Source organism: Paracoccus spongiarum (assembly GCF_030732095.1).
In the GTDB taxonomy this organism is placed as follows: Bacteria; Pseudomonadota; Alphaproteobacteria; order Rhodobacterales; family Rhodobacteraceae; genus Paracoccus; species Paracoccus spongiarum.
In genome coordinates this window covers 133,425-156,325 of sequence record NZ_JAVAMQ010000009.1, presented here as the reverse complement: position 1 = coordinate 156,325, position 22,901 = coordinate 133,425, and the positions used below count along the sequence as shown (strand labels likewise).

Here is a 22,901-nt window from a genome sequence, read left to right as displayed (position 1 = left end):
ACCTGACTGCCGAGACTGCCGAATAAGACTAAATACCCTGCGCAATTCGCGGAGCATATTGCCCCGTGTAGACGCAATTGATTGACGCAGGGTAAATGAACAATGGCGAAGTTTCCGCCAAACGCGGCCCTCGAATGCTGCCCTGCAGCGAATCACACGCGCAGCGGGCGGACGCTATGGCCGGGAATGATCCGGCAGGACCGAGCGCCCAACTGAACACTTATGTCTGTTATTATGTCTGCAATAACAGCCCGACAGGAATCGTCAGATCTTGCCCTGCCCGCATCGAATCAGCATCGACCCGGCCATCCTCGACAGACCGGGACCCGCGCGACTCCGGATCCGTCGCCGTTCGCCGCTCCATTTCCGCAGCGCAGCATTTCGGCGGCGCGGGTCGCCGATATTCCGCGCGACACCTGATTACCGGTGCCCAACCGTATTCCGGTGCGCCCCGGCGTCGCGCAATAAGAATGCCCATTTCGAGGAATGACCGGCGATGGTGGGCGGTGAGGGGCTCGAACCCCCGACATCTTCGGTGTAAACGAAGCGCTCTACCAGCTGAGCTAACCGCCCCCTTCCCGCTTCTAGCGCCTGCGGTCGCGAACCGCCAGCCCCCGCCCCCCCCCCCGGCTCAGCGCCAGACCTCGTGGCGACCGGCGCGCACGACATGCACGGCGCCCTGGACGACCGGCAGATCCGACAGCGCCTCCAACGGAAGACCCAGTGCCAGCAACCGCAGCATTCGCAGCGTGATGCCGTGGGTGACGATCAGCGACGGTCCGCGCAGCCCGTCGAGAAACGACCGCGCACGGCGGGCAAGCCCGGTGAAGCCCTCGCCACCCGGCGCATGGTCGTACCAGGCCAGCGGATCGCCCTGGAACAGATCGGGAAATCGGTCGCGCAGTTCAAACAGCCTCTGTCCCGCGAACCGGCCGATGTCGATCTCGGCCAGGCGGGCGTCCTGATGGCAGGCGGCACCGGCAAAGACGATGCCCGCGGTCTGCACCGCCCGCCCCAAGGGGCTGCTGTAGCGGTGCGCGGCAACAGCAGCGACCAGCACGGCCTGTCTTGAGGCCTGCTGGCGGCCGCGTTCGGTCAGGGGCGAGTCCATCAGGCCCTGCAGACGACCCTCGGCGTTCCAGACGGTCTCGCCGTGGCGCATGAGATAAAGATCGGGACAGTCGGTCATCTCAACGTCGCGGCGGCCTTGCGCCGGATCGGGCCGCCGGCGCGGCAGGCCGAGACATTGCGGCGGCCGCGCCAAGGGAATGATGGTGGGTGATAACGGATTTGAACCGCTGACATCTTCGATGTGAACGAAGCGCTCTACCGCTGAGCTAATCACCCGGTGGACGGGCTTTTAGCCGCGCCACGGCACCGATGCAAGGGCCAATCGCCCGATGGCCGCGCCGCCCGGACGCGATCTCAGGGCGCCGTCGGGCTGGCCTTGCGGCGCAGGCGCAGGGTGATCACGTCACCGCCCCGCACGTCCTTCTCGAGATTGATCCGCGCCCGCCCCAGCGGCGGCACGGCAAGGGTCTGGCCTGCGGACAGAGCCTCGCCCAGTTGCTCCAGCGTCGCCTCGATGATCGGGCGCGCTTCGGACTTCTTGGCGCCGGTCGCCGCAATCACGCGATCGACGAAGTCCTTCTTCTGGACAACCATGGCGGGTTGCGGCGCGCCGGCCGATCCGTCGCGCTTTCCTCTCGACCGAAGATGTCCAGCCGGATTGCTTCCCATGGCGCAGCCCCCCCCGATTGACCAGAACACTTGGTTCAGGTTGGCCCTCTATTGACCTTAGGTCAACATCAAATCCCGGCAAGGCGGTGAAATAAAAGGCCGAACCGGATGCGATCCGGTCCGGCCTCGTGCAGGTTGCGCATCAGGACGCCCCGCGGTCCGTCAATGGGCGACGGCGCTGCCCCCCGCCTCGGATCCGCCACGGGCTGCCACGCGGGCGGCTTCGGCGGCTTCCTCGGCGGCCTCGTCCCATTCGACGGGCTCGGGCTTGCGGGTCAGCGCATGGGCCAGAACCTCGCGCACATTGCCGACCGGAATGATCGTCAGCCCGCTTTTGACGTTCTGCGGAATCTCGGCGAGATCCTTTTCATTGTCGGCCGGGATCAGCACCGTCTTGATGCCGCCGCGCAGGGCCGCCAGCAGCTTTTCCTTCAGCCCGCCGATCGCCAGCACGTTGCCGCGCAGGGTAACCTCGCCGGTCATGGCCACATCCTTGCGCACCGGGATGCCGGTCATCACCGACACGACCGAGGTGACCATCGCCACACCCGCCGAGGGACCGTCCTTGGGCGTCGCGCCCTCGGGGACGTGAACATGGATGTCGCGGCGGTCGAACTCGGGCGGCCTGACGCCGATCTCGGGCGCGATCGAGCGCACGAAGCTCGAGGCCGCGTCGATCGATTCCTTCATTACCTCGCCCAGCTTGCCGGTGGTCTTCATCCGACCCTTGCCCGGCAGGCGCAGCGCCTCGATCTGCAGCAGGTCGCCGCCCACCGAGGTCCAGGCCAGCCCGGTCACCACCCCGACCTGGTCCTCTTTCTCGGCCAGACCGTAGCGATGCCGTCGCACGCCCAGATACGCCTCGGCCCGCGCGGGCGTCACCTCGACCGACGTAACGCGGCCCTTGAGAATCTCGGTCACAGCCTTGCGCGCCAGCTTGGCGATCTCGCGTTCCAGCGACCGCACCCCCGCCTCGCGGGTGTAATAGCGGATGACATGGGTCAGCGCCTCGTCGGTGATCGAGAACTCGCCCTTGCGCAGCCCGTTCGCCTTGATCTGCTTGGGCAGCAGGTGGTGGCGCGCGATCTCGCGCTTTTCATCCTCGGTATAGCCCGACAGCGGGATGATCTCCATCCGGTCAAGCAGCGGGCCGGGCATGTTGTAGCTGTTGGCGGTGGTCACGAACATCACGTTCGACAGGTCGTATTCGACCTCGAGATAGTGATCGACGAAGGTCGAGTTCTGTTCGGGATCAAGGACCTCCAGCATCGCGCTGGCCGGGTCGCCGCGGAAATCCTGGCCCATCTTGTCGATTTCATCCAGCAGGATCAGCGGGTTGGTGGTCCTGGCCTTTTTCAGCGCCTGGATGATCTTGCCGGGCATCGAGCCGATATAGGTGCGCCGGTGGCCGCGGATCTCGGATTCGTCGCGCACCCCGCCAAGGCTGATGCGGATGAACTCGCGCCCCGTCGCCTTCGCGACCGAGCGGCCGAGCGAGGTCTTGCCCACGCCCGGAGGTCCGACGAGGCACAGGATCGGGCCCTTCAGCTTCTGGCTGCGCGACTGCACGGCCAGATATTCGACGATCCGTTCCTTGACCTTTTCCAGACCGTAGTGATCGGCGTCCAGAACCTTCTCGGCCGCGCCAAGATCCTTGCGGGTGCGCGACTTCACGCCCCAGGGCAGCGCCAGCAGCCAGTCCAGATAGTTGCGGCTGACCGTCGCCTCGGCGGACATCGGCGACATCGCCTTCAGCTTCTTCAGTTCGGCCTCGGCCTTTTCGCGCGCCTCCTTGCTGAACTTGGTGGCGGCGATCTTCGCCTCCAGTTCGGCAAGTTCGTTCTGGCCGTCCTCGCCGTCACCAAGTTCCTTCTGAATGGCCTTCATCTGCTCGTTCAGATAGTATTCGCGCTGCGTCTTCTCCATCTGGGTCTTGACCCGGGACTTGATCTTCTTCTCGACCTGCAGGACCGACATTTCGCCCTGCATCAGCGAATAGACCTTCTCCAGCCGCTCGGCGACGTTCAGCGTGGTCAGCAGGTCCTGCTTGCGGTCAAGGTCGATCCCCATGTGACCGGCCGCAAGGTCGGCCAGCTTGCCCGGCTCGCGCGCCTCGGAGACAGCGGTCACGACCTCTTCGGGGATGTTCTTGCGAACCTTGACGTAACGCTCGAACTCCTCGGTGACTGTGCGCACCAGCGCGGTCAGCGTCGCCTCGTCGCCGTCGATTTCCGGCAGGATCGCGGCCTCGGCCTCGAAGTGATCGTCATTGGGAACGAAGGCGGTGATCTCGACCCGTTCGCGGCCCTCGACCAGCACCTTGACGGTGCCATCGGGCAGCTTCAGCAGCTGAAGCACATTGGCCAGCACGCCGGTCCGGTAGATGCCATCCTCGGTCGGTTCGTCGATCGAGGCATCCTTCTGCGCGGCCAGAAGGATCGGGCTGTCCGATTCCATCACCGCCTCGAGCGCACGAACGGACTTGTCGCGCCCCACGAACAGCGGCACGATCATGTGCGGAAACACAACGATGTCGCGCAACGGCAGCACCGGATAGGTCTGAGATGCGAAGTCGGTCATGTCTGGGTTCCTTTCCTGCCCGGCACCGTGGACCCGTCATGGCGACGCACGGCCCCTGCATCGCGACAATCTAGGCGCGCGTCACCCAGTCTTCAATACGACCCCAAGAATACCACATAAATCGCCGCCCGGGTGCGGCGCGGCGGACCGCCCGCGGCGGCCTCAGCGCGGAATGACGATCTCGGCCCGCAGACCGCCCAGATCGCTGCCGCGCCCCAGCCGCAGCTGGCCGCCATGGCCGCGCGCCACATCGGCCGCGATCGCCAGACCCAGACCGGCGCCCTGCCCCTTGTTGCGCGTCCGCGCGGGGTCCAGTCGGGTAAAGGGCCGCATCGCCGCGTCAAGGCTGTCCTCGGGAATGCCGGGGCCGTCATCCTCGATGCCGATGCGCAGGCTGCGCGGGCCAAGCGTCGCGTCGATCTGCGCGCGGCTGCCATAGCGGACCGCATTGCCGATCAGGTTTTCGACCGCGCGGCGCAGCAGGTCGCGCCGGAAGGTCGCCCTGCCCGCCTCGTCGCCCTCAAGCCGGCTCAGCGTGACCTGCTGGCCGGCGCGCTGCGCGTCGGCGACGATGCCGCGCAGGAAGTCCAGCGCAACCACCGCCTCTGCCGGGCTGTCCTGCGCCTCGTCGCGCGCATAGTCCAGGAACGCATCGACCATCCGGTTCATCTCGGCGATGTCGCTTTCCATCGCGGCCAGATCCTCGGCCTCGGGGGGCATCTCGGCCGAGATCATCGACAGCCCCAGCCGCAGCCGGGTCAGCGGCGTGCGCAGATCATGGCTGATTCCCGAGATCATCAGCTTGCGCTGCTCGTTCTGGCGTTCCAGCCGGTTGCGCATGTCGAGAAAGGCGGTGCCGGCGCTGCGCACCTCGGTGGCGCCCCCGGGGCGATAGGGCACGATCCTGCCCTTGCCGTATTCCTCGGCGGCGCGGGCCAGGCGGCGGATCGGGCGCAGCTGGTTGCGCAGGAACAGCGTCGCGATCACGCTCATCAGCAGGGATGTCGCCAGCATCAGCACCAGCAGCTGATGCGGGTTCGAGGCGCTGACCCGCCGGCGGTCGAAGCCAAGCGAATAGGGACCGAAGCGTCCCTCCATCAGCACCGTCACCCGCTTGTCGTCGCTGGCCAGGTCGATGCCACGCACGCCGGGAACGCTGGCCCGCAACTCCTCGATCACGATGCGTCCGGACAGGTCGTAGACGGCCCTGCGATCGCCATCGGGCAGATCGGCGGGCAACGCGGCCGGCAGGTCCAGGGTCAGCGCCAGCGGGATCGCGACCGCCCGCCCGGCCAACAGCGCCTGTGCGCCGTTTTCGGCCCGATCCATCCGTGCCGCGACAAAGCCCAGCTCACGGGCCATGCTGGCGGTCATCTGGCGTGTCACGCCCTCGAAGTGGCGCTGCAGGAACATCACGCTGACCACCAGCGTGACAACCACCACCGGCAGCATCAGGATCAGCGCGGCGCGCAGGTAAAGCCCGCGCGGCAGCAGCCATTTCAGAACGCCGGCCTCGCCGTTGTTGGTCATGGAAACCCTTCCCGTCGGCCGCTAGGCTAGCCGCATGACACGCCCCGCGAAAGAGCCGCTGCGCATCCTGGCACCGAACCCCTCGGCCCTGACCGGTCCGGGCACCAACAGCTTCCTGATCGGGCGCGATCATGTGGCAGTGATCGACCCCGGTCCCGACGACCCGGCACATCTTGCCGCCATCGTGGCGGCGGCCCAGGGCCGGATCAGCCACATCTTCGTGACCCACGCCCATCGCGACCACAGCGGCGGTGCGGCGCGGCTGGCTGCCATGACCGGCGCGCCGATCCTCGCCTTCGGCGATGCGCTGGCCGGCCGCTCGCCGGTCATGCAGCGACTGGCCGGCCAGGGGCTTGTCGGTGGCGGCGAGGGGCTGGATCACGATTTCCGCCCCGACCGCACTCTGCGCGACGGCGAGACGGTCTCGACCCCCGACTGGGCGCTCACCGCGCTGCACACGCCGGGCCATTCGGGCGGCCATCTGTGCCTTGCATGGGGCGACCAGATCTTCACCGGAGATGTCGTCATGGGCTGGTCCTCGTCGATCATCTCGCCGCCCGATGGCGATCTTGCCGACTACATGCGCTCGCTGGACCGCCTCGCGGGCCTCGCGCCACGGCGGTTGCTGCCGGCCCATGGCGCCCCGGTCGATGACCCGGCAGGCCGGATTGCCGAACTGGCCGCCCACCGCCGCGCCCGCAGCGCCCAGATCCTCGCCGCGCTGCGCGACGGACCCGACGACGCGCCCGGCCTCGCGCGCCGGATCTATGACGTGCCGCCCGATCTGCTGCCCGCCGCCACCCGCAACGTGCTGGCGCATCTGATCGCCCTTTCGACCCTCGGCGCAGCCGTCGCGGACGGCGACCTCAGCGCCACGACCCGCTTCTCGGCCTAGGATGCGTACAGATGACCGGGATTCTGACGTTTTTTGATCGGTGGTTCACTGTCTCCAATGAAGAAGGCAGAGATGGCACGCTTTGATCTGACAGACCTCGAATGGGAACTGATCCAACCGCTTCTTCCCAACAAGTCGCGTGGGGTGGCGCGGTGGATGACCGGCGGGCTCTGAACGGGATCCTCTGGGTTTTGAGGACAGGGTCTCCCTGGCGCGATCTGCCCGAGCGTTACGGCCCCTACACCACCGTCTACAACCGGTTCAATCGCTGGGCCATGGCAGGGGTCCGGGTTCAGGTATTTGAAACGCTTGTGAAAAAGTCACCCGACAGCATGCAGTTCATTGACAGCTCGATCATCCGCGCCCACCAGCTGGCTGCAGCTCAAAAAAGGGGGCGGATCACACCCTTGGCCGTTCTCGTGGGGGATTGAGCACCAAGATCAACGCCATCTTCGATCATCGCGGCCTGTCCCTGGCGATCACGTTGTTGCCGCGGCAGGCGTCGGACAAGGCGGCGGTCGCGGAGTTGCAGGCCGCCCATCCCACGCCGGGTGACGTGGTCGCCGACCGCGGCGATGACGCCCGCGCCGTCCTCGATCTGATCGCGGCTCGTGGCGGGCGCGGCCACATCCCGACCCAACGCGACCGGAAACTGCAGCGTTCGGTCGATCCGGCGCTCTACCGCCAGCGCAACCTCATCGAACGGTTCTTCAACAAGCTCAAGCATTTCCGCAAGATCGCCACCCGATACGAGAAGTCCACCCGCAACTACCTTGCCGCCGTCCTCATCGCTTGTTCACGCCCCTGGATGCGCCATAATGAGGCCGCATCTCAGCCCCGAGGCAAAGTCGCCCCGTTTCAGTCGCGGTCCCTCCTCCACGCCGGAACGCGGCAGACCCGGGCCGTTCTCGCGCCAGAGGCACGGCCGTTGACGGCCAGAGCGCACGAAGACAGACGCCTTCTCGCCGGTCAGCCGCACCAGGTCGCGCGGGGCCGGGCAGATCGTCTCGCTGGTGTCGAAATCCTGCCGGAACACCAGCCCGCGTCGCCAGACGCTGCACCCAATCGAGAATCGGCCAACCGGGGCACGATCCAGAAAGCCGTGAAGCGCCATCGAGCGGGCCATCCGCAGGATGGTGCTCTTGTGCAGACCGGTCCTGTCAGCCAGTTCTGCCAGCGACTGGCGCGGCGCTGGCTGCTGAAGGCCAGCAGGATGGACAGCGCCTGTTCGACAGCTTCGGTGCGGCGCTGCGGCCTGAATGTCACCCGGTGAAACGAGATTGGTTCTTGATCTCGACATATCCACAGAGAGGTCTGGCCACCCGTCCGGTTTCGCCACCGCACAGCCTTTGGAGATCGACATGATCCAATCCATTAATCCCGGGACGGCTGACCTGACCGCGGATCACCACCTCCATGACGACGTCGAGATCGAGCGGGCGATGGAAGGCGCCGCGAGGGCTCATCACCGAGGAGATCGGCCAATCGCGCCGCGATCGTACCGGCATCCGCCGCGCCCGCGGTCGTCATGCCGACCGGCACCGGGGCGCGGCATATCGCCGTCCAGCGCGTTCCGAGGTGCCACCGATGGCGAGATCTGCGTCACCAGGCGGCGGGATTGCGCAAGGTCGTCGACTGTCACGGTCCCGTCCGTGCTGCGCTTGAGGATGGATCGCAAATCCCGGACCTCGTCGCTGGACAGAAGCCGCCTCGGCTTTGCAAGGCGGTGTTCCACCGTGCGTCGATGCAGAGCGGCCGGTTCAGGGTTCGCCGTCAGGCGGCCATACTCCGCCCCGAACCCCTCGACATGGTCGGCCGCCACCAGATCGGCCGCATCATTGCGACCAGGGCCGCGCCAACAGCCGATCCCATGGCGGTTCGAAGTCATCAGCCCGTCCCCACGAAAGATCTTCAGCAGATATTCATCCAGCCTCCTGATCATGAAATGGGCGACTTCGGCCATGTCCCGCCGGATCGGGTCGACGCCACCATTCCGCTTCAGGCTTGCGGGATCCATCACCTGTCCGCCGGTGTCGATCCGCGCCTGCCGCGCTTCCTCGACGGCCGGGCAGCCGCCCTTCATGAGCCGTTTCGGGCGGTGAATGGCGAGCCGGCTGTGATCATCCCTGCGGAACAGGGTCGTCAGGCCCGACTTCGGCAGGGCAGAGTCCCCCATCGATCGTGTGAAGCGGCCGATGACGGGCTGATCGGTAGACCCCGCCCGCTGCGACGACCCGAAGATGCGCCACGGGATCACCATGCGGTCGGACCGCATCTCATCCATGTGGCGCGGCAGTTAACCGACATGATGGGGCGCCTGCTTGACGACCGGAAATGCGTCCGCGTCGAGAACCATCACGAAGTGTGAACTGCGACCCTCCTCGCAGCCATTGGCGATTTCCAGGGCTTGGGGATGAGGCTTCTGGCCGGGCGGCACCTTGGTCTCGTGGCAACGGATAACACCCATCTCGTGCAGCCGCAGCGGCATCTCGAGCGTGCCATCGGTGCTGGCATTCGCCGGAACGACGATCCGGTCGAACCAGGTGGCGGCATGCCAAGATACTTGTTCAGGACGACAGGGGGTCTCGGCCAGGATCGAGGTGACCACGGTTGCCGTGAAGGCCCCCGTCCTGCCGCAGACTGGATCAGGGGGAAGTGCCGGTAGGCCAGCGATGGCCCGACGCCACCGCCCGGGGCATCAGCCGGCTGCGCGGGCGAGGTGCAACGCCCGGGCAATCACGCCACAGGCGCCGCCCCTTTCCCTGGGAACGACCATCACCGTTAGGCGGGCCCGGTCGCCGCGACCACCGCCCTGCACGCGCAGAAAGCCCTGCCGCCTCAGTGCAGCGGCGGGGCCTCGCCGCCCGACAGCTGACGTTCGACGCTGCCAGTCAGTTCCGCCAGCGTGAAGGGCTTTGCGAGGAACAGCGAGTTTGGCACCGGGGCATGGCCCTCTCCGAAGATGTCCTCGGTATAGCCCGACATGAAGACCACCCGTGTCCCCGGCCGATCCTTCAGCGCGGTCCGCACCCAGCTTGGGCCGTCCATGCCCGGCATCACCACGTCCGTCACGAAGACATCCACCTTCAGGCGGCTGTCACCCAGCAGGTCCAGGGCCTGTTCGGCACTGTCGGCCTCGCGCACGTCGTATCCTTTCAGGCGCAGCGCGCGAGCCGCGAAGGCCCGGACCGGCGCCTCGTCCTCGACCAGCAGCACGGTGGCCTGCCGGACGGGCTGCGGCTCGGACGCGACCGCGGGAATCGGGGCAAGCGGGGGCGCCACGGGACGCGCGGCCCCGGCATGGGCAGGGAAATACAGCGAGAAGGTCGTCCCGCGACCCGGGGTGCTGTCGCAGAAGATGTAGCCGCCGGTCTGCTTGACGATGCCATAGGCCGTGGACAGGCCCAGCCCGGTGCCCTCGCCGGTGCGCTTGGTGGTGAAAAACGGCTCGAAGATCTTGTCGCGGATCTCGGCCGGGATGCCGCATCCCTCGTCGGTGACGCTGACCCGCACATAATCGCCGCGCGGCAAGGCGGCGCGATCGCGCGACAGCGGCGCCGCCAGATGCAGCGTCTCGGTGTCGATGCGGATCTCGCCGCCCTCCGGCATGGCGTCACGGGCGTTGACGACGAGGTTCATGATGACCTGCTCCAGCTGGCGCTTGTCGGCCCGGATCGGGCGCAGCGCGGGATCGTGGGTGATGGCCAGGCCGACGCGCTCGCCGACCAGCCGGTTCAGAAGATGGGTCAGATCGGCCAGCGTGTCGCGCAGGTCCAGCGTCTCGAGGCGCAGCGTCTGCTTGCGCGAGAAGGCCAGCAGCTGACCGACCAGGGCGGCGGCGCGGTTGGCGTTCTGGCTGATCTGGTCCAGATCGGCATAGTCGGGGTGGCCCTTGTCATGGCGCAGCATCAACAGGTCGCAATGCCCGCTGATCGCCGTCAGTAGGTTGTTGAAATCATGCGCGACGCCGCCGGCAAGCTGGCCGATGGCCTGCATCTTCTGGCTTTGCACGAACTGCGCCTCGAGGGTCTTGAGGGCGCTGGCATCGCTGAGGACGGCGATCAGGCCGGGCTTGTGCAGCGGGTCGGATGACAACGAGACCTGAAAATGCGTATCGCGACCGGCATCGACCAGCCGCGCATCGCCGGCCGGCTGGCGCAGCCGCAGCATCTCGGCCCGGCCATCGGTGCGGCCGGCGCAGGCATCCGCGATCCAGTCGCCCAGAGGCCGCCCGGGGCCTTCCAGCAGGCTGCCCAGCTGAACCTGTGCATCATCGGCCGGCAGCCGCGCGCCCAGCAGGCGACGCGCCGCGGCATTGGCGCGCCGGATCGTTCCGTCCGGCCCCAGCCGCAGCAGCGCGACAGGCATCACCTCGAAATCATCGACCCCATCCTCGTCATCCAACGCCAGTGCCATCTCGACCTCGGCGAGTTGTGCCACCTCGCCCGGACGGTGATAGGACCAGACCTGCAGCGGCGCGTCTGCCGCCCGGCTCAACGCCAGGCTGTCGCCGTTCGGCAGCGCCAGTTCGGCACAGCCGGTGCGCAGGCTGCGCGCCGACAGATCGGCAAGATCGCCTTCGGCGTCGGCGCGCAGCCGGCCCAGCAGCGTCACGATGTTTTGTCCGGCGATGTCGCCGAAATCCTCGCGCGCGGCGGTATTCTGGAACAGCACCCGGCTTTCGCAGTCGCAGATCCACACCGGCTCGGGCGTGGCCGCCACCTCGCCCCGGATGGCCGCCAGCGCCCGGCGCCCGGCGATCTGGCGCAGGCCATGCGACAGCGACATCGCCCCGCCCAGCAGATACCAGGCCACGGCTACGGTCGAGAAGACGATGGCCGCCTTGCCCGCGCCCGCCCCCGGCAAGACCAGAAGCACCAGCGCGCCGACTGCCGTCGGCAGCAGCAGCAGCGGCAGGGCCGACAGCGCCGAACGCGGAATGCCCAACTGGTCGTCCCAATGCGCCATGCGAATCGTCTCCCTGCGCCGTTCCTGTCGTCGGAATAGCCGGTGACTGCTTAAGATAGCGTTAATCCGCCTGCCCATGCCGCCGCCCTTCTCAGGATGCCCGACGCAGGATCGCCCGGAAGAAGCCGTCGCCGGCCTGCAGCGGCGTCCACAGCGTGCGTGAAACCTCTGAAAACAGGGGGTTGCGCGCGAGAAACGCGGCGATCTGGTGATCGTTCTCGTCCCGCAGCAGCGAGCAGGTCATGTAGGCCAGATGCCCGCCCGGCGCCACCAGCCCGGCGCAGCGGTCCAGGATCTGCGCCTGGGCCCCGAGCAGGCCCTCCAGCAAGCCGGGCGTCAGCCGCCACCGGGCATCGGGCTGTCGCCGCCACGTTCCCGAGCCCGAGCAGGGGACATCGGCCAGCACAAGCCGGAACGGCCCCTGCGGCTGCCGGCTGACCTGCACCTGCACCCCCGCACGCAGAGCCCGCGCCGGCAGATCGCGCATCCGGGCGGGGTCGGCGTCATGCGCAACCAGTTGCAGGTCGGGAACGATCCCGGCGAGGGCCAGGGTCTTGCCCCCTCCCCCGGCGCAGAAATCCAGCACACGGTCGCCCGAGGCCAGCGGAAGGTCGGCGCAGGCCAGTTGCGGCGACAGGTCCTGCACTTCGACAAGGCCCGCGCGATAGGCCGCGGCCTGCTGGATCCGGCGTTCCCCCGCGGTCACGCGAAGCGCGGTGGCAAGCTGCGGCGCGGGCCTCGTCTCGATTCCCTCCTGGGCCAGCATGGCGACAGCCTGAGGGGTATCGCCGCGCAGTGGGTTGACCCGCAGCCAGACCGGCGCGCGATGCCCCATCGCCGCGGCGATGGCATCGGCGTCTTCGCCAAGCGACTCGCGCCATGAGGGCAGCAGCCAGGCGGGAAGATCAGTCTCGGGATCGCCGGTGGCCTGCCAGTCGCGCTCGGCCGCGGACAGCGGCGGCGGAGCATGGCCATCGCCGGTGAAGAGGTCGGCAGGATCGCAATCCGCCTCGCGCATCAGCCCGATCATCAGCGCCCGGCCGTCACCGCCGCCACCCAGACGGGCAAGGCTGTTGCGGCGGCGCAGCGCCTCGAAGACGTGATCGCGCACCGCTGCGCGGTCCCCCGACCCCGCAAAGCGGCTGGAGCGCGACCACTGCAGCAGCGCCTGTTCGGCCGGCTGCCCCGCGATCACGCGATCCAGCACGCCGATGGCCGCGGCGATCCGCGCAGCGGGCGTCATCGCGCCGCCCTTGGGAATTGCCGGCGCCGGTCCTGCCGAAAGGTCTGCTGAGGATCGCGCATCCGGCCCGTCCGCTCCGTCAGGGGTTCGGGCACGACGCCGCACCGGCGTGTCCCGTCAGGTCTGGTCCGACAGCCCTAGCATCGCGGGCGCCCGCGCTCAATCCGGCGCGTCCGGCCTCAGTCTATCAGCGGATCGGGCATGGCGATGGCGCTGAGGCGGGCGAAATCGGTGATCGTCACGCGCATCCCGTCCAGATGCACGCCCTTGTCGGCGAGATCGCGAAAGCTGCGCGACAGGCTTTCGGGCGTCATCCCCAGATACGAGGCCAGGATGCGCTTTTCCTGTGGCAGCACGAAGCCGGCGATGCCCTGACGCTGCGCCGATTGCTGCAGCAGGAAGGCAGCCAGCCTTTCCCGGGCGCTGCGCAGCTTGGTGGCCTTGGCATGGCGCACCATGCCGCGATAACCCGAGGCGAGTTCGTCGATCACGTCCGAGGCAAAAGCCGGGTCGCGCCGGATCGCCGCGCGCAGGTCGACGGCCGGGATCAGCACCAGCCGGCTGCGTTCCAGCGTGCGCGCCGACATCAGCTGCGGCGCGTCGCGGGTGCAGGCGGCCAGGATGAAGCTGCGCACCGGCGCCACGATCGCCAGCGTCGTCTCGCGCCCGTTCCATTCGGCGAACAGCTCGACCGAGCCCGCGACCAGCACATGCAGGAAGTCGGCCCGCCCTCCCTGCCGCGCCAGTTCCAGCCGGGCCGGGAATTCCTGCGCATAGGCGGCCTGCATGAGGTCGGCGAAGACGGCCCCGTCCATGGTGCGAAACAGGCCGAGGGCCCTGATCTCCTGTCGATCGGCGTCGCGCATGGCTGTCCTTCGAATCGCTCGGGTGCCGCGGGTCTCGTCAACCTTCTTGCCGAACAGGGCGGTGCAGTTCCTTGACATGTGTCAAGTCGCCTCTCGCGATGCGGCAAGTGGCGGGGTGACGCGACACATGCCCGCCGCCGGGTTTTCCGGCACCCGGAAACGGCAATTCGCAAGCCGATGCCGTTTGCCGGACGCGGCCCGCCCCGATTGACGCAGATCAAGTCGGGTCCTGCCCACCCATGCTGACTGAGGCGCGACCGCCCCCGACCCACCGGGGCCCGATGGAGCAAGCCGGCATGTCCGACACCCAGTTTCCCTCGCCAGCGGACCAGCAGAAGGCGCTGTGGCTCAGCACCCTGGCCTTCACCCTGTGCTTCGCCGTCTGGACGATCTTTTCCATCATCGGCCTCGCCATCAGGCAAGAGCTGGGCCTGACCGAGTTCCAGTATGGCCTGCTGATCGCCACGCCGATCCTGACCGGTTCGCTGACCCGGCTGATCCTGGGCGTCTGGACCGAGCGCTATGGCGGGCGGATCGTGTTCCCGTTGCAGATGATCCTGACCGGCGCCGCCACCTGGGCGCTGACATGGGCGCAAAGCTATGGCGGCTTCCTGCTGGCCGCGCTGGGCGTCGGGCTGGCCGGCGGGTCGTTCATCATCGGCGTCGCCTATGTATCGAAATGGTTCCCCGCCGGCCGTCAGGGCACTGCGCTTGGCATCTTCGGAATGGGCAATGTCGGCGCCGCGGTCACCAAGTTCCTCGCCCCCTTCGTGCTGGTGGCCTGGGGCTGGGAGGCGGTCGCGCAGATCTGGGCGGTTGGCATCGCGCTGATGGGCGTCATGTTCTTCATCGTCGCACGCGACGATCCGGCCTTCCGCGCCCGCCGCGCGCAGGGGATCGCCGCGCCCTCGCTGTCCCAGCAATTCGCGCCGCTGAAGAATCTGCAGGTGTGGCGCTTCGCCCTGTACTACTTCTTCGTCTTCGGAGGCTTCGTCGCGCTGGCGCTTTGGCTGCCGCATTACCTGATCGACGTCTACCGAACCGACGTGCGGGTTGCAGGCATGGCGGCGGCGGCCTTCAGCCTCGCGGCCAGCGTGTTCCGGGCCTATGGCGGTGTGCTGTCTGACCGCTTCGGCGCGCGGACGGTGATGTACTGGACCTTCGGCTTCTCGGCCGTGCTGCTGTTCATGCTGTCCTATCCCCCGACCGACTATGTCATCCACGGCAAGGACGGCGCGATCACCTTCTCGACCGAGATGGGCCTGCCGGGTTTCGTCATCACCCTGTTCGTGCTGGGCTTCTTCATGAGCCTTGGCAAGGCGGCGGTCTACAAGCACATCCCGGTCTATTATCCCGACCATGTCGGCGCGGTGGGCGGCCTGGTCGGCATGATCGGCGGCCTCGGCGGGTTCATCCTGCCGATCGTGTTTGGCGCGCTTCTCGACCTGACCGGCGTCTATACCTCGTGCTTCGCGCTGCTGTTTGTCATCGTTGTCGTCTCGGCAGGCTGGATGCACCTGTCGGTGCGCGCGATGGAGCGCAAGGCCCACGGCGCGGCGCTGGACCGGCTGCCGACCTTCCCCGAACTGGCCGAGGTCCACGATCCCGAACGCACCGCCATGCCCCGGACGCTGGACGACTGGCGCCCCGAGGACCCGCAGTTCTGGGCCGCGACGGGCCGCAGGATAGCCCGGCGCAACCTGTGGATCTCGATCCCGGCGCTGCTGCTGGCCTTCTCGGTCTGGATGGTCTGGTCGATGGTCGTCGCCCGGCTGCCCGCAATCGGGTTCCAGTTCTCGACGGGCCAGCTGTTCTGGCTGGCGGCGCTGCCCGGCCTGTCGGGGGCAACGCTGCGGATCTTCTACAGCTTCATGGTGCCGATCTTCGGCGGGCGTCTGTGGACGACGCTGGCCACCGCCTCGCTGCTGCTGCCGGCCCTGGGCATCGGCTATGCGGTGCAGAACCCGCAGACGCCCTACCTGATCTTCCTCGCGCTGGCGCTGCTGTGCGGGTTCGGCGGCGGCAACTTCGCCTCGTCGATGGCCAATATCGCCTATTTCTTTCCCAAGGCCGAAAAGGGCAACGCGCTGGCCCTGAATGCGGGCCTTGGCAATCTGGGCGTGTCGGTCATGCAGTTCCTGGTGCCGCTGGTCGTCACGGCGGGCGTCTTTGGCGCGATGGGCGGGGCGCCGCAGCCGCTGGCTGATGGCGGGCGGCTGTGGATGCAGAACGCGGGCTTCGTCTGGGTGCCCTTCATCCTGGTCGCCACCGCCGCCGCCTGGCTGGGCATGAACGACATCGCCGACGCACGCGCGAGTTTCCGCGAGCAGGCGGTGATCTTCACCCGCAAGCACAACTGGCTGATGTGCATTCTCTACACCGGCACCTTCGGCAGCTTCATCGGGTATTCGGCGGGCTTTCCGCTGCTGACCAAGCTGGCCTTCCCCGAGGTGAACGCCCTGCAATACGTGTTCCTCGGCCCGCTGGTCGGCGCGCTCAGCCGGGCCGGTACCGGCTGGATCAGCGACCGCTTCGGCGGCGGCCGCGTCACCTTCTGGACCTTCGCGGCGATGATCCTGGCGACCTTCGGGGTCATCTCGGCGCTCGGCGCGGGCAGCTTTCTGGCCTTCTTCGCGGCCTTCATGGCGCTGTTCTTCCTGACCGGCGTGGGCAATGCCTCGACCTTCCAGATGATCCCCGCGATCATGGGCCGCGAGATCCCGCGCCTGATGCCCGAGCTGGACGCCGCCGCCCGCCGGCGGCAGTCGGAACGCGAAAGCGCCGCGATCATCGCCTTCACCTCGGCCATTGCCGCCTATGGCGCCTTCTTCATCCCGAAGGCCTACGGCACCTCAATCGCCATGACCGGCTCACCCACCGGCGCGCTGTGGGCGTTCCTGGGCTTCTACGTGATCTGCCTCGGCATCACCTGGGCCATCTATACCCGGCGGGGCGGCGTGCTGCACGACCTCGAAGGCGGGCGCGCAGCGCCGGCCGCCCCGCAAACTGCCTGACCCCCGAAAGGAGACAGCAAGATGAGCCATCTTCTGGATCGCCTGAACTTCCTGAAAAGCACCCGCAAGGACGTGTTCGCGGATGGCCACGGCCAGACGACAACCGAAAGCCGCGACTGGGAGGATACCTATCGCTCGCGCTGGCAGCACGACAAGATCGTGCGCTCGACCCACGGGGTGAACTGCACGGGGTCGTGCAGCTGGAAGATCTATGTCAAGTCGGGCATCGTCACCTGGGAGACGCAGCAGACCGACTACCCGCGCACCCGCCCCGACCTGCCCAACCACGAACCGCGTGGCTGCGCGCGCGGCGCGTCCTACAGCTGGTATCTGTACTCGGCCAACCGGGTCAAGACGCCGCTGATCCGCGGCCGGCTGATGCGGCTGTGGCGCGAGAAGCGGCGCAGCATGTCGCCGGTCGCCGCCTGGGCCGCAATCCAGTCCGACCCCGAGGCCCGCGCCAGCTTTACGAGGGCGCGGGGCAAGGGCGGCTTCGTGCGCGCGACCTGGGACGAGGCGACCGAGATCGTCGCCGCGGCCAATGCCTACACGGCGCACCGATACGGCCCCGACCGGGTGTTCGGCTTCTCGCCCATCCCGGCGATGTCGATGGTGTCCTATGCTGCCGGGACGCGCTATCTGTCGCTGCTGGGCGGCACCTGCATGTCCTTCTATGACTGGTATTGCGACCTCCCCCCGGCCAGCCCGCAGACTTGGGGCGAACAGACCGACGTGCCGGAATCGGCCGACTGGTACAATGCGGGCTACCTGCTGCTGTGGGGCTCGAACGTGCCGCAGACGCGCACGCCCGACGCGCATTTCTACACCGAGGTGCGCTACAAGGGCACCAAGTCGGCGGTGATCTGCCCAGACTATTCCGAGGCGGCGAAATTCGGCGACATCTGGCTGAACGCCAAGCAGGGCACCGACGCGGCGCTGGGCATGGCCTTCGGGCATGTGATACTGCGCGAGTTCCACCTGGACCGCCAGGTGCCCTATTTCGAGGATTACTGCCGCCGCTATTCCGACATGCCGATGCTGGTCCGGCTGGACCGGCAGGGCGACCGGCTGGTGCCGGGCCGCCAGCTGCGCGCCGCCGACCTTGCGGACGGGCTGGGCCAGTCCTCGCACCCGGACTGGAAGACCGTTGCCATCGACGAGGCCAGCGGCGATCTGGTCGCGCCGAACGGCTCGATCGGGTTCCGCTGGACCGGCGAGGGAACCAAGGCGACCGTCAAGGAACCCGGCACCCAGACCGGCGTCACCCAAGCCGAGGAGATGCAGACCGGCCGCTGGAACCTCGAGGAAAAGGCCGCCAGCCGCGATGTGCGCCTGAAACTGTCGCTGATCCTTGACGAGGACCGCGACGAAGTCGCGGCGGTCGATTTCCCCTATTTCGGCGGCGTCGCGACGAACGGTTTCCAGGTCGATGACCGCGGCGACGTCCTGAGGCGCAACGTTCCGGCCAAGCGGATCACCCTGGCCGATGGCAGCGAGGCACTCGTCGCCACGGTTTTCGACCTGCTCTGCGCGAATTACAGCCTTGACCGGGGCCTCGGCGGCGAGAGTGTCGCGCGCGACTATGACGCGGACGTGCCCTTCACCCCGGCCTGGGCCGAGCGGATCACCGGCGTGCGCCGCGACAAGATCATCGAGGTGGCGCGCGAATTCGCGGCCAATGCCGAAAAGACAAATGGCCGGTCGATGGTCATCATCGGCGCGGCGATGAACCACTGGTTCCACATGGACATGAACTATCGCGCGGTCATCAACATGCTGGTGATGTGCGGCTGCGTGGGCCAGTCGGGGGGCGGCTGGGCGCATTACGTCGGGCAGGAAAAGCTGCGACCCCAGACCGGCTGGACGGCGCTGGCCTTTGCGCTGGACTGGGCTCGTCCGCCGCGTCACATGAACTCGACCAGCGCGTTCTATGCCCATACCGACCAGTGGCGCTACGAGACGGTCAGCGCGGCCGAGATCCTGTCGCCGACGGCACCCGAGGGCGACTGGGACCGCCTGTCGCTGATCGACTACAACATCCGGGCCGAACGCATGGGCTGGCTGCCCTCGGCGCCGCAGCTGAAGACCAACCCGTTGCAGGTGGGCCGCGCCGCCAAGGCCGCAGGGGTTCCGGTCCGGGACTATGTGGCCGAACGGCTGGCATCGGGCGATTTGCAGATGTCCTGCGAAGACCCGGATGCGCCGGAAAACTGGCCCCGCAACCTGTTCGTCTGGCGGTCGAACCTTTTGGGATCTTCGGGCAAGGGGCATGAATATTTCCTGAAGCACCTGCTGGGCACCGATCACGGCGTGCAGGGCAAGGACCTCGGCGCCGAGGGACGCCAGAAGCCGGTCGAGGCCGCCTGGCACGACAAGGCGCCCGAGGGCAAGCTGGACCTGCTGGTGACCATCGACTTCCGCATGTCCACGACGGCGGTCTATGCCGACATCGTTCTGCCGACCGCGTCCTGGTATGAAAAGGACGACATGAACACCTCGGACATGCATCCGTTCATCCACCCGTTGCAGGCGGCGGTGGACCCGGCCTACCAGGCGAAATCGGACTGGGAGATCTTCAAGTCCATCGCCCGCAAGTTCTCCGAAGTCGCGCCCGAGGTGCTGGGCGTGGAAACCGATGTTGTGCAGCTGCCGCTGCAACATGACAGCGCGGCCGAGATCGCGCAGGACTTGGTGCGCGACTGGAAGCGCGGCGAATGCGACCTGATCCCCGGCAAGACCGCCCCGGCCTATATCGAGGTGCAGCGCGACTACCCGAATCTCTGCAACCGGTTCACGGCGCTGGGTCCGCTGATGGAAAAGATCGGCAATGGCGGCAAGGGCATCGCCTGGGACACCAAGACCGAGGTGCATCACCTGAAGGCATTGAACGGCACGGTGACCGAGGACGGCCCGACCCGCGGCCTGGCCCGGATCGACACCGCCATCGACGCCTGCGAGGTCGTGCTGATGCTGGCGCCCGAGACCAATGGCGAGGTCGCGGTGAAGGCCTGGCAGGCGCTTGGCAAGGCGACGGGGCGCAGCCACGCGCATCTGGCCGAGGTCAAGCACGACGAGAAGATCCGCTTTCGCGACATCGCCGCGCAGCCGCGCAAGATCATCAGCAGCCCGACCTGGTCAGGGATCGAAAGCGAGACGGTCTGCTACAACGCCGGCTGGACGAATGTCCATGAACTGATCCCGTGGCGCACCCTGTCGGGGCGGCAGCAGTTGTATCAGGACCACGAATGGATGCGCGCCTTCGGCGAGTTCTTCGTGACCTGGCGTCCTCCGGTCGACCTGAAGACGGTGGGCGCCGATGCGACGAAATCGCTGGCCAGCGGGGAAAGGCATGTGGTGCTGAACTTCCTGACGCCGCACCAGAAATGGGGCATCCATTCGACCTATACCGACAACCTGCTGATGCTGACGCTGAACCGCGGCGGCCCGGTCGTCTGGCTGTCCGAGATCGACGCCCGCAAAGCCGGGCTGGTCGACAACGACTGGGTCGAGGTCTTCAACAGCAATGGCGTCATCGCCGCCCGCGCCGTCGTCAGCCAGCGCATGAAGGAGGGCACGATGTTCATGTATCACGCGCAGGAAAAGATCGTGAACACGCCGGGCAGCCAGATCACCGGCCAGCGCGGCGGCATCCACAACTCGGTCACAAGGATCGTGCTGAAACCCACCCACATGATCGGCGGCTACGCGCAGCTGTCCTATGGCTTCAACTACTACGGCACGGTCGGCGCGAACCGCGACGAATTCGTGATCGTGCGCAAGATGGCCAGGGTGGACTGGCTCGACGCCCCTGTGAACGAGGCGCCCGCAACCCAATCGACGGAGGCAGCGGAATGAAAGTGCGCGCACAAATCGGCATGGTGCTGAACCTCGACAAATGCATCGGCTGTCACACCTGCTCGGTCACCTGCAAGAACGTCTGGACCTCGCGCGAGGGCGTCGAATATGCGTGGTTCAACAATGTCGAGACCAAGCCCGGCATCGGCTACCCCAAGGACTGGGAGAACCAGCGGCGCTGGAAGGGCGGCTGGACGCGGACCCGGTCCGGGCATCTGCATCCCAGGCAGGGCGGCAAATGGCGGATTCTGGCAAACATCTTTGCCAATCCCGACCTGCCCGAGATCGACGATTTCTACGAGCCCTTCGATTTCGACCACGACCACCTGAAATCGGCGCCCGAGATGCAGGCCTTCCCCACCGCGCGACCGCGATCGAAGATCTCGGGCGAGCGGATGGAAAAGATCGAATGGGGCCCGAACTGGGAGGAGATCCTGGGCGGCGAATTCGCCAAGCGGTCGCAGGACTACAACTTCGAGGGCATCCAGAAGGACATCTACGGCGAATACGAAAACACCTTCATGATGTATCTGCCGCGGCTGTGCGAGCATTGCCTCAACCCGTCCTGCGTCGCCTCGTGCCCCTCGGGTGCGATCTACAAGCGCGAGGATGACGGGGTTGTGCTGATCGACCAGGAAAAGTGTCGGGGCTGGCGGATGTGCGTGTCGGGCTGCCCCTACAAGAAGATCTATTACAACTGGTCCACCGGCAAGTCCGAGAAATGCATCCTCTGCTATCCGCGTCTGGAGTCGGGCCAGCCGACGGTCTGTTCGGAAACCTGCGTCGGGCGCATCCGCTATCTGGGGGTGATGCTGTATGACGCCGACCGGATCGCCGAGGCTGCCAGTGTCGAGGCCGAACGCGACCTCTATGACGCCCAGCTTGGCGTGTTCCTGGACCCGAGCGATCCGGCGGTGATCGAGGCCGCCCGCGCCGAGGGCATTCCCGAGGACTGGATAAGGGGGGCGCAGAACAGCCCGATCTGGAAGATGGCGATGGAATGGAGGATCGCCTTCCCGCTGCATCCCGAATACCGCACGCTGCCGATGGTCTGGTATGTGCCGCCGCTGTCGCCGATCCAGAACGCCGCCGAGGCCGGCAAGATCGCCGCCCAGGACGACATGCCGGATGTCCGCAGCCTGCGCATCCCGCTGCGCTATCTGGCCAACATGCTGACGGCGGGCGACGAGGCGCCGGTGGCCGCCGCGCTGGAACGGATGCTGGCGATGCGGTCCTACATGCGCTCGAAGACCATCGACGGGGTGGTGAACCTGGGCGTGGCCAAGCGCGTCGGCCTGAGCCCGCAGCAGATCGACGAGATGTATCAGTTGCTGGCCATCGCCAATTACGAGGACCGCTTCGTGATCCCGACCACACATCGCGAACTGGTCGAGGATGCCTATGACCTGAAAGGCGGCTGCGGGTTCACCGACGGCAATGGCTGTTCGTCGGGCAGCAGCGGATCGCTGTTTGGCGGCAAGACGTTCCGCAGCCCGCAGGAGTTCATCGCATGAAGACCTTCAAGGCACTGTCGGCGCTGCTCAGCTATCCGACCGAGGATCTGGTGTCGGCGGTTCCGGCCATCGACGCGGCGCTGCACCAGGACGGGCTGCTGGGCCCGACCCGCCAGCACGACCTGTTCCCGCTGCTGCACCAACTGGCCAATGATGACCTGTATGATCTTCAGGAACGCTATGTGCTGCTGTTCGATCGCTCGCGCACGCTGTCGCTGAACCTGTTCGAGCATGTCCATGGCGAAAGCCGCGACCGTGGCGGTGCGATGGTCGACCTGCTGGAAACCTACCGCGCCGGCGGGTTCGACCTGGCGGGCAGCGACCTGCCCGACCACCTGCCGGTGCTGCTGGAATACCTGTCCACCCGGCCCCTGCCCGAGGCCCGCGCGATGCTGGCCGATGCCGGCCACATCCTCGCGGCGCTGGCGGAACGGCTGATGCGGCGCGACACGGCCTATGCCGCCGTGCTGACCGCGCTGATCGCACTGTCCGAGGCAGAACCCGAACTGCCGGCGGATCTGGCCGCGATCCCCGACGACGATCCCGAGGATCTTGCCGCGCTGGATGCCGTCTGGGAGGAAGCGCAGGTGACCTTCGGCCCCGATCCGAACGCCGGCTGCCCGGTCAGCCGCGACCTCCTTGCCCGCATGGACCCGCGCGCTCCGCGCGAGGCCGCCGAATGAACGAGGCATCGCC

Annotated in this window: 16 protein-coding genes, 2 tRNA genes and 1 pseudogene; 6 read left to right on the top strand and 13 right to left on the bottom strand. The window is 67.2% G+C overall.

Annotated features, from left to right (window positions below; all coding sequences use genetic code 11):
- Positions 1-497 precede the first annotated feature (497 nt).
- The 6 genes from Q5Y72_RS11670 to Q5Y72_RS11645 form a co-directional block, all read right to left on the bottom strand.
- Positions 498-573 (bottom strand) — tRNA-Val (locus tag Q5Y72_RS11670).
- A 58-nt stretch (positions 574-631) separates the two neighbouring features.
- A complete protein-coding gene (locus Q5Y72_RS11665; RefSeq protein WP_305963597.1) occupies positions 632-1,189 on the bottom strand; it encodes a histidine phosphatase family protein in 558 nt (185 codons plus the stop codon).
- Between the two features lie 83 nt (positions 1,190-1,272).
- Positions 1,273-1,347: transfer RNA gene (locus Q5Y72_RS11660), tRNA-Val, on the bottom strand.
- A 78-nt stretch (positions 1,348-1,425) separates the two neighbouring features.
- Positions 1,426-1,665, bottom strand: a complete 240-nt coding sequence (locus tag Q5Y72_RS11655; protein WP_305963596.1) for an HU family DNA-binding protein — start codon at positions 1,663-1,665, stop codon at positions 1,426-1,428.
- A 237-nt stretch (positions 1,666-1,902) separates the two neighbouring features.
- A complete protein-coding gene (gene lon / locus Q5Y72_RS11650) occupies positions 1,903-4,320 on the bottom strand; it encodes an endopeptidase La (RefSeq protein ID WP_305963595.1) in 2,418 nt (805 codons plus the stop codon).
- Between the two features lie 162 nt (positions 4,321-4,482).
- On the bottom strand, positions 4,483-5,850 hold the full coding sequence (locus tag Q5Y72_RS11645) for an ATP-binding protein (RefSeq protein WP_305963594.1): 1,368 nt from the start codon (positions 5,848-5,850) through the stop codon (positions 4,483-4,485).
- Positions 5,851-5,884: 34 nt separating this feature from the next.
- Between Q5Y72_RS11645 and Q5Y72_RS11640 the strand changes: the two genes are divergently transcribed.
- Both Q5Y72_RS11640 and Q5Y72_RS11635 read left to right on the top strand, forming a co-directional pair.
- Entirely contained in the window at positions 5,885-6,745 is an 861-nt protein-coding gene (locus tag Q5Y72_RS11640) for an MBL fold metallo-hydrolase (RefSeq protein ID WP_305963593.1), read from the top strand.
- A gap of 72 nt (positions 6,746-6,817) precedes the next feature.
- Positions 6,818-7,577 (top strand): annotated as a pseudogene (locus Q5Y72_RS11635) (IS5 family transposase); the annotation flags it as partial.
- Here Q5Y72_RS11635 and Q5Y72_RS19900 read toward each other — a convergent pair.
- The 7 genes from Q5Y72_RS19900 to Q5Y72_RS11605 form a co-directional block, all read right to left on the bottom strand.
- The gene (locus Q5Y72_RS19900; RefSeq protein WP_371930816.1) at positions 7,542-8,045 is read right to left on the bottom strand and encodes a helix-turn-helix domain-containing protein; all 504 of its coding nucleotides are present in this window, start codon (positions 8,043-8,045) and stop codon (positions 7,542-7,544) included. The pseudogene Q5Y72_RS11635 and the gene Q5Y72_RS19900 overlap by 36 nt on opposite strands.
- Complete coding sequence (locus tag Q5Y72_RS11630; RefSeq protein WP_305963592.1) at positions 8,008-8,163, bottom strand: hypothetical protein; 156 nt, start codon at positions 8,161-8,163, stop codon at positions 8,008-8,010. The genes Q5Y72_RS19900 and Q5Y72_RS11630 overlap by 38 nt, the downstream gene beginning before the upstream one ends.
- Before the next feature lie 47 nt (positions 8,164-8,210).
- Positions 8,211-9,029 (bottom strand): hypothetical protein, encoded by an 819-nt coding sequence (locus Q5Y72_RS11625; RefSeq protein ID WP_305963591.1) that lies wholly within the window; start codon positions 9,027-9,029, stop codon positions 8,211-8,213.
- Between the two features lie 12 nt (positions 9,030-9,041).
- The gene (locus Q5Y72_RS11620; RefSeq protein WP_305963590.1) at positions 9,042-9,353 is read right to left on the bottom strand and encodes a formyl transferase; all 312 of its coding nucleotides are present in this window, start codon (positions 9,351-9,353) and stop codon (positions 9,042-9,044) included.
- 230 nt (positions 9,354-9,583) lie between these two features.
- Positions 9,584-11,713: a hybrid sensor histidine kinase/response regulator gene (locus Q5Y72_RS11615; RefSeq protein ID WP_305963589.1), complete on the bottom strand. Its 2,130-nt coding sequence runs from the start codon at positions 11,711-11,713 to the stop codon at positions 9,584-9,586.
- Positions 11,714-11,804: 91 nt separating this feature from the next.
- On the bottom strand, positions 11,805-12,956 hold the full coding sequence (locus tag Q5Y72_RS11610) for an RsmB/NOP family class I SAM-dependent RNA methyltransferase (RefSeq protein WP_305963588.1): 1,152 nt from the start codon (positions 12,954-12,956) through the stop codon (positions 11,805-11,807).
- Between the two features lie 179 nt (positions 12,957-13,135).
- A complete protein-coding gene (locus Q5Y72_RS11605; RefSeq protein ID WP_305963587.1) occupies positions 13,136-13,822 on the bottom strand; it encodes a helix-turn-helix domain-containing protein in 687 nt (228 codons plus the stop codon).
- A gap of 296 nt (positions 13,823-14,118) precedes the next feature.
- On the opposite strand from Q5Y72_RS11605, the gene Q5Y72_RS11600 reads away from it, so the two are divergent.
- The 4 genes from Q5Y72_RS11600 to narJ are packed head-to-tail and all read left to right on the top strand — an operon-like array spanning position 14,119 to position 22,888.
- The gene (locus Q5Y72_RS11600; RefSeq protein WP_305963586.1) at positions 14,119-16,836 is read left to right on the top strand and encodes a nitrate/nitrite transporter; all 2,718 of its coding nucleotides are present in this window, start codon (positions 14,119-14,121) and stop codon (positions 16,834-16,836) included.
- Between the two features lie 21 nt (positions 16,837-16,857).
- Positions 16,858-20,691: a nitrate reductase subunit alpha gene (locus tag Q5Y72_RS11595; protein WP_305963585.1), complete on the top strand. Its 3,834-nt coding sequence runs from the start codon at positions 16,858-16,860 to the stop codon at positions 20,689-20,691.
- The gene (gene narH, locus Q5Y72_RS11590) at positions 20,688-22,205 is read left to right on the top strand and encodes a nitrate reductase subunit beta (RefSeq protein ID WP_305963584.1); all 1,518 of its coding nucleotides are present in this window, start codon (positions 20,688-20,690) and stop codon (positions 22,203-22,205) included. Before Q5Y72_RS11595 ends, narH begins: the two co-directional genes overlap by 4 nt.
- Positions 22,202-22,888, top strand: a complete 687-nt coding sequence (gene narJ / locus Q5Y72_RS11585) for a nitrate reductase molybdenum cofactor assembly chaperone (RefSeq protein WP_305963583.1) — start codon at positions 22,202-22,204, stop codon at positions 22,886-22,888. Before narH ends, narJ begins: the two co-directional genes overlap by 4 nt.
- Positions 22,889-22,901: the final 13 nt, after the last annotated feature.

Bases quoted from the DNA above. Each gene is read 5' to 3' on its own strand.
- Q5Y72_RS11630 (WP_305963592.1), bottom strand. From the start codon at position 8,163: ATGGAGGTGGTGATCCGCGGTCAGGTCAGCCGTCCCGGGATTAATGGA.
- Q5Y72_RS11605 (WP_305963587.1), bottom strand. From the start codon at position 13,822: ATGCGCGACGCCGATCGACAGGAGATCAGGGCCCTCGGCCTGTTTCGC.
- Q5Y72_RS11645 (WP_305963594.1), bottom strand. From the start codon at position 5,850: ATGACCAACAACGGCGAGGCCGGCGTTCTGAAATGGCTGCTGCCGCGC.
- narJ (WP_305963583.1), top strand. From the start codon at position 22,202: ATGAAGACCTTCAAGGCACTGTCGGCGCTGCTCAGCTATCCGACCGAG.
- Q5Y72_RS11595 (WP_305963585.1), top strand. From the start codon at position 16,858: ATGAGCCATCTTCTGGATCGCCTGAACTTCCTGAAAAGCACCCGCAAG.
- Q5Y72_RS19900 (WP_371930816.1), bottom strand. From the start codon at position 8,045: ATGTCGAGATCAAGAACCAATCTCGTTTCACCGGGTGACATTCAGGCC.
- Q5Y72_RS11665 (WP_305963597.1), bottom strand. From the start codon at position 1,189: ATGACCGACTGTCCCGATCTTTATCTCATGCGCCACGGCGAGACCGTC.
- Q5Y72_RS11600 (WP_305963586.1), top strand. From the start codon at position 14,119: ATGTCCGACACCCAGTTTCCCTCGCCAGCGGACCAGCAGAAGGCGCTG.
- Q5Y72_RS11655 (WP_305963596.1), bottom strand. From the start codon at position 1,665: ATGGTTGTCCAGAAGAAGGACTTCGTCGATCGCGTGATTGCGGCGACC.
- Q5Y72_RS11615 (WP_305963589.1), bottom strand. From the start codon at position 11,713: ATGGCGCATTGGGACGACCAGTTGGGCATTCCGCGTTCGGCGCTGTCG.
- Q5Y72_RS11610 (WP_305963588.1), bottom strand. From the start codon at position 12,956: ATGACGCCCGCTGCGCGGATCGCCGCGGCCATCGGCGTGCTGGATCGC.
- narH (WP_305963584.1), top strand. From the start codon at position 20,688: ATGAAAGTGCGCGCACAAATCGGCATGGTGCTGAACCTCGACAAATGC.
- lon (WP_305963595.1), bottom strand. From the start codon at position 4,320: ATGACCGACTTCGCATCTCAGACCTATCCGGTGCTGCCGTTGCGCGAC.
- Q5Y72_RS11640 (WP_305963593.1), top strand. From the start codon at position 5,885: ATGACACGCCCCGCGAAAGAGCCGCTGCGCATCCTGGCACCGAACCCC.
- Q5Y72_RS11625 (WP_305963591.1), bottom strand. From the start codon at position 9,029: ATGGATGAGATGCGGTCCGACCGCATGGTGATCCCGTGGCGCATCTTC.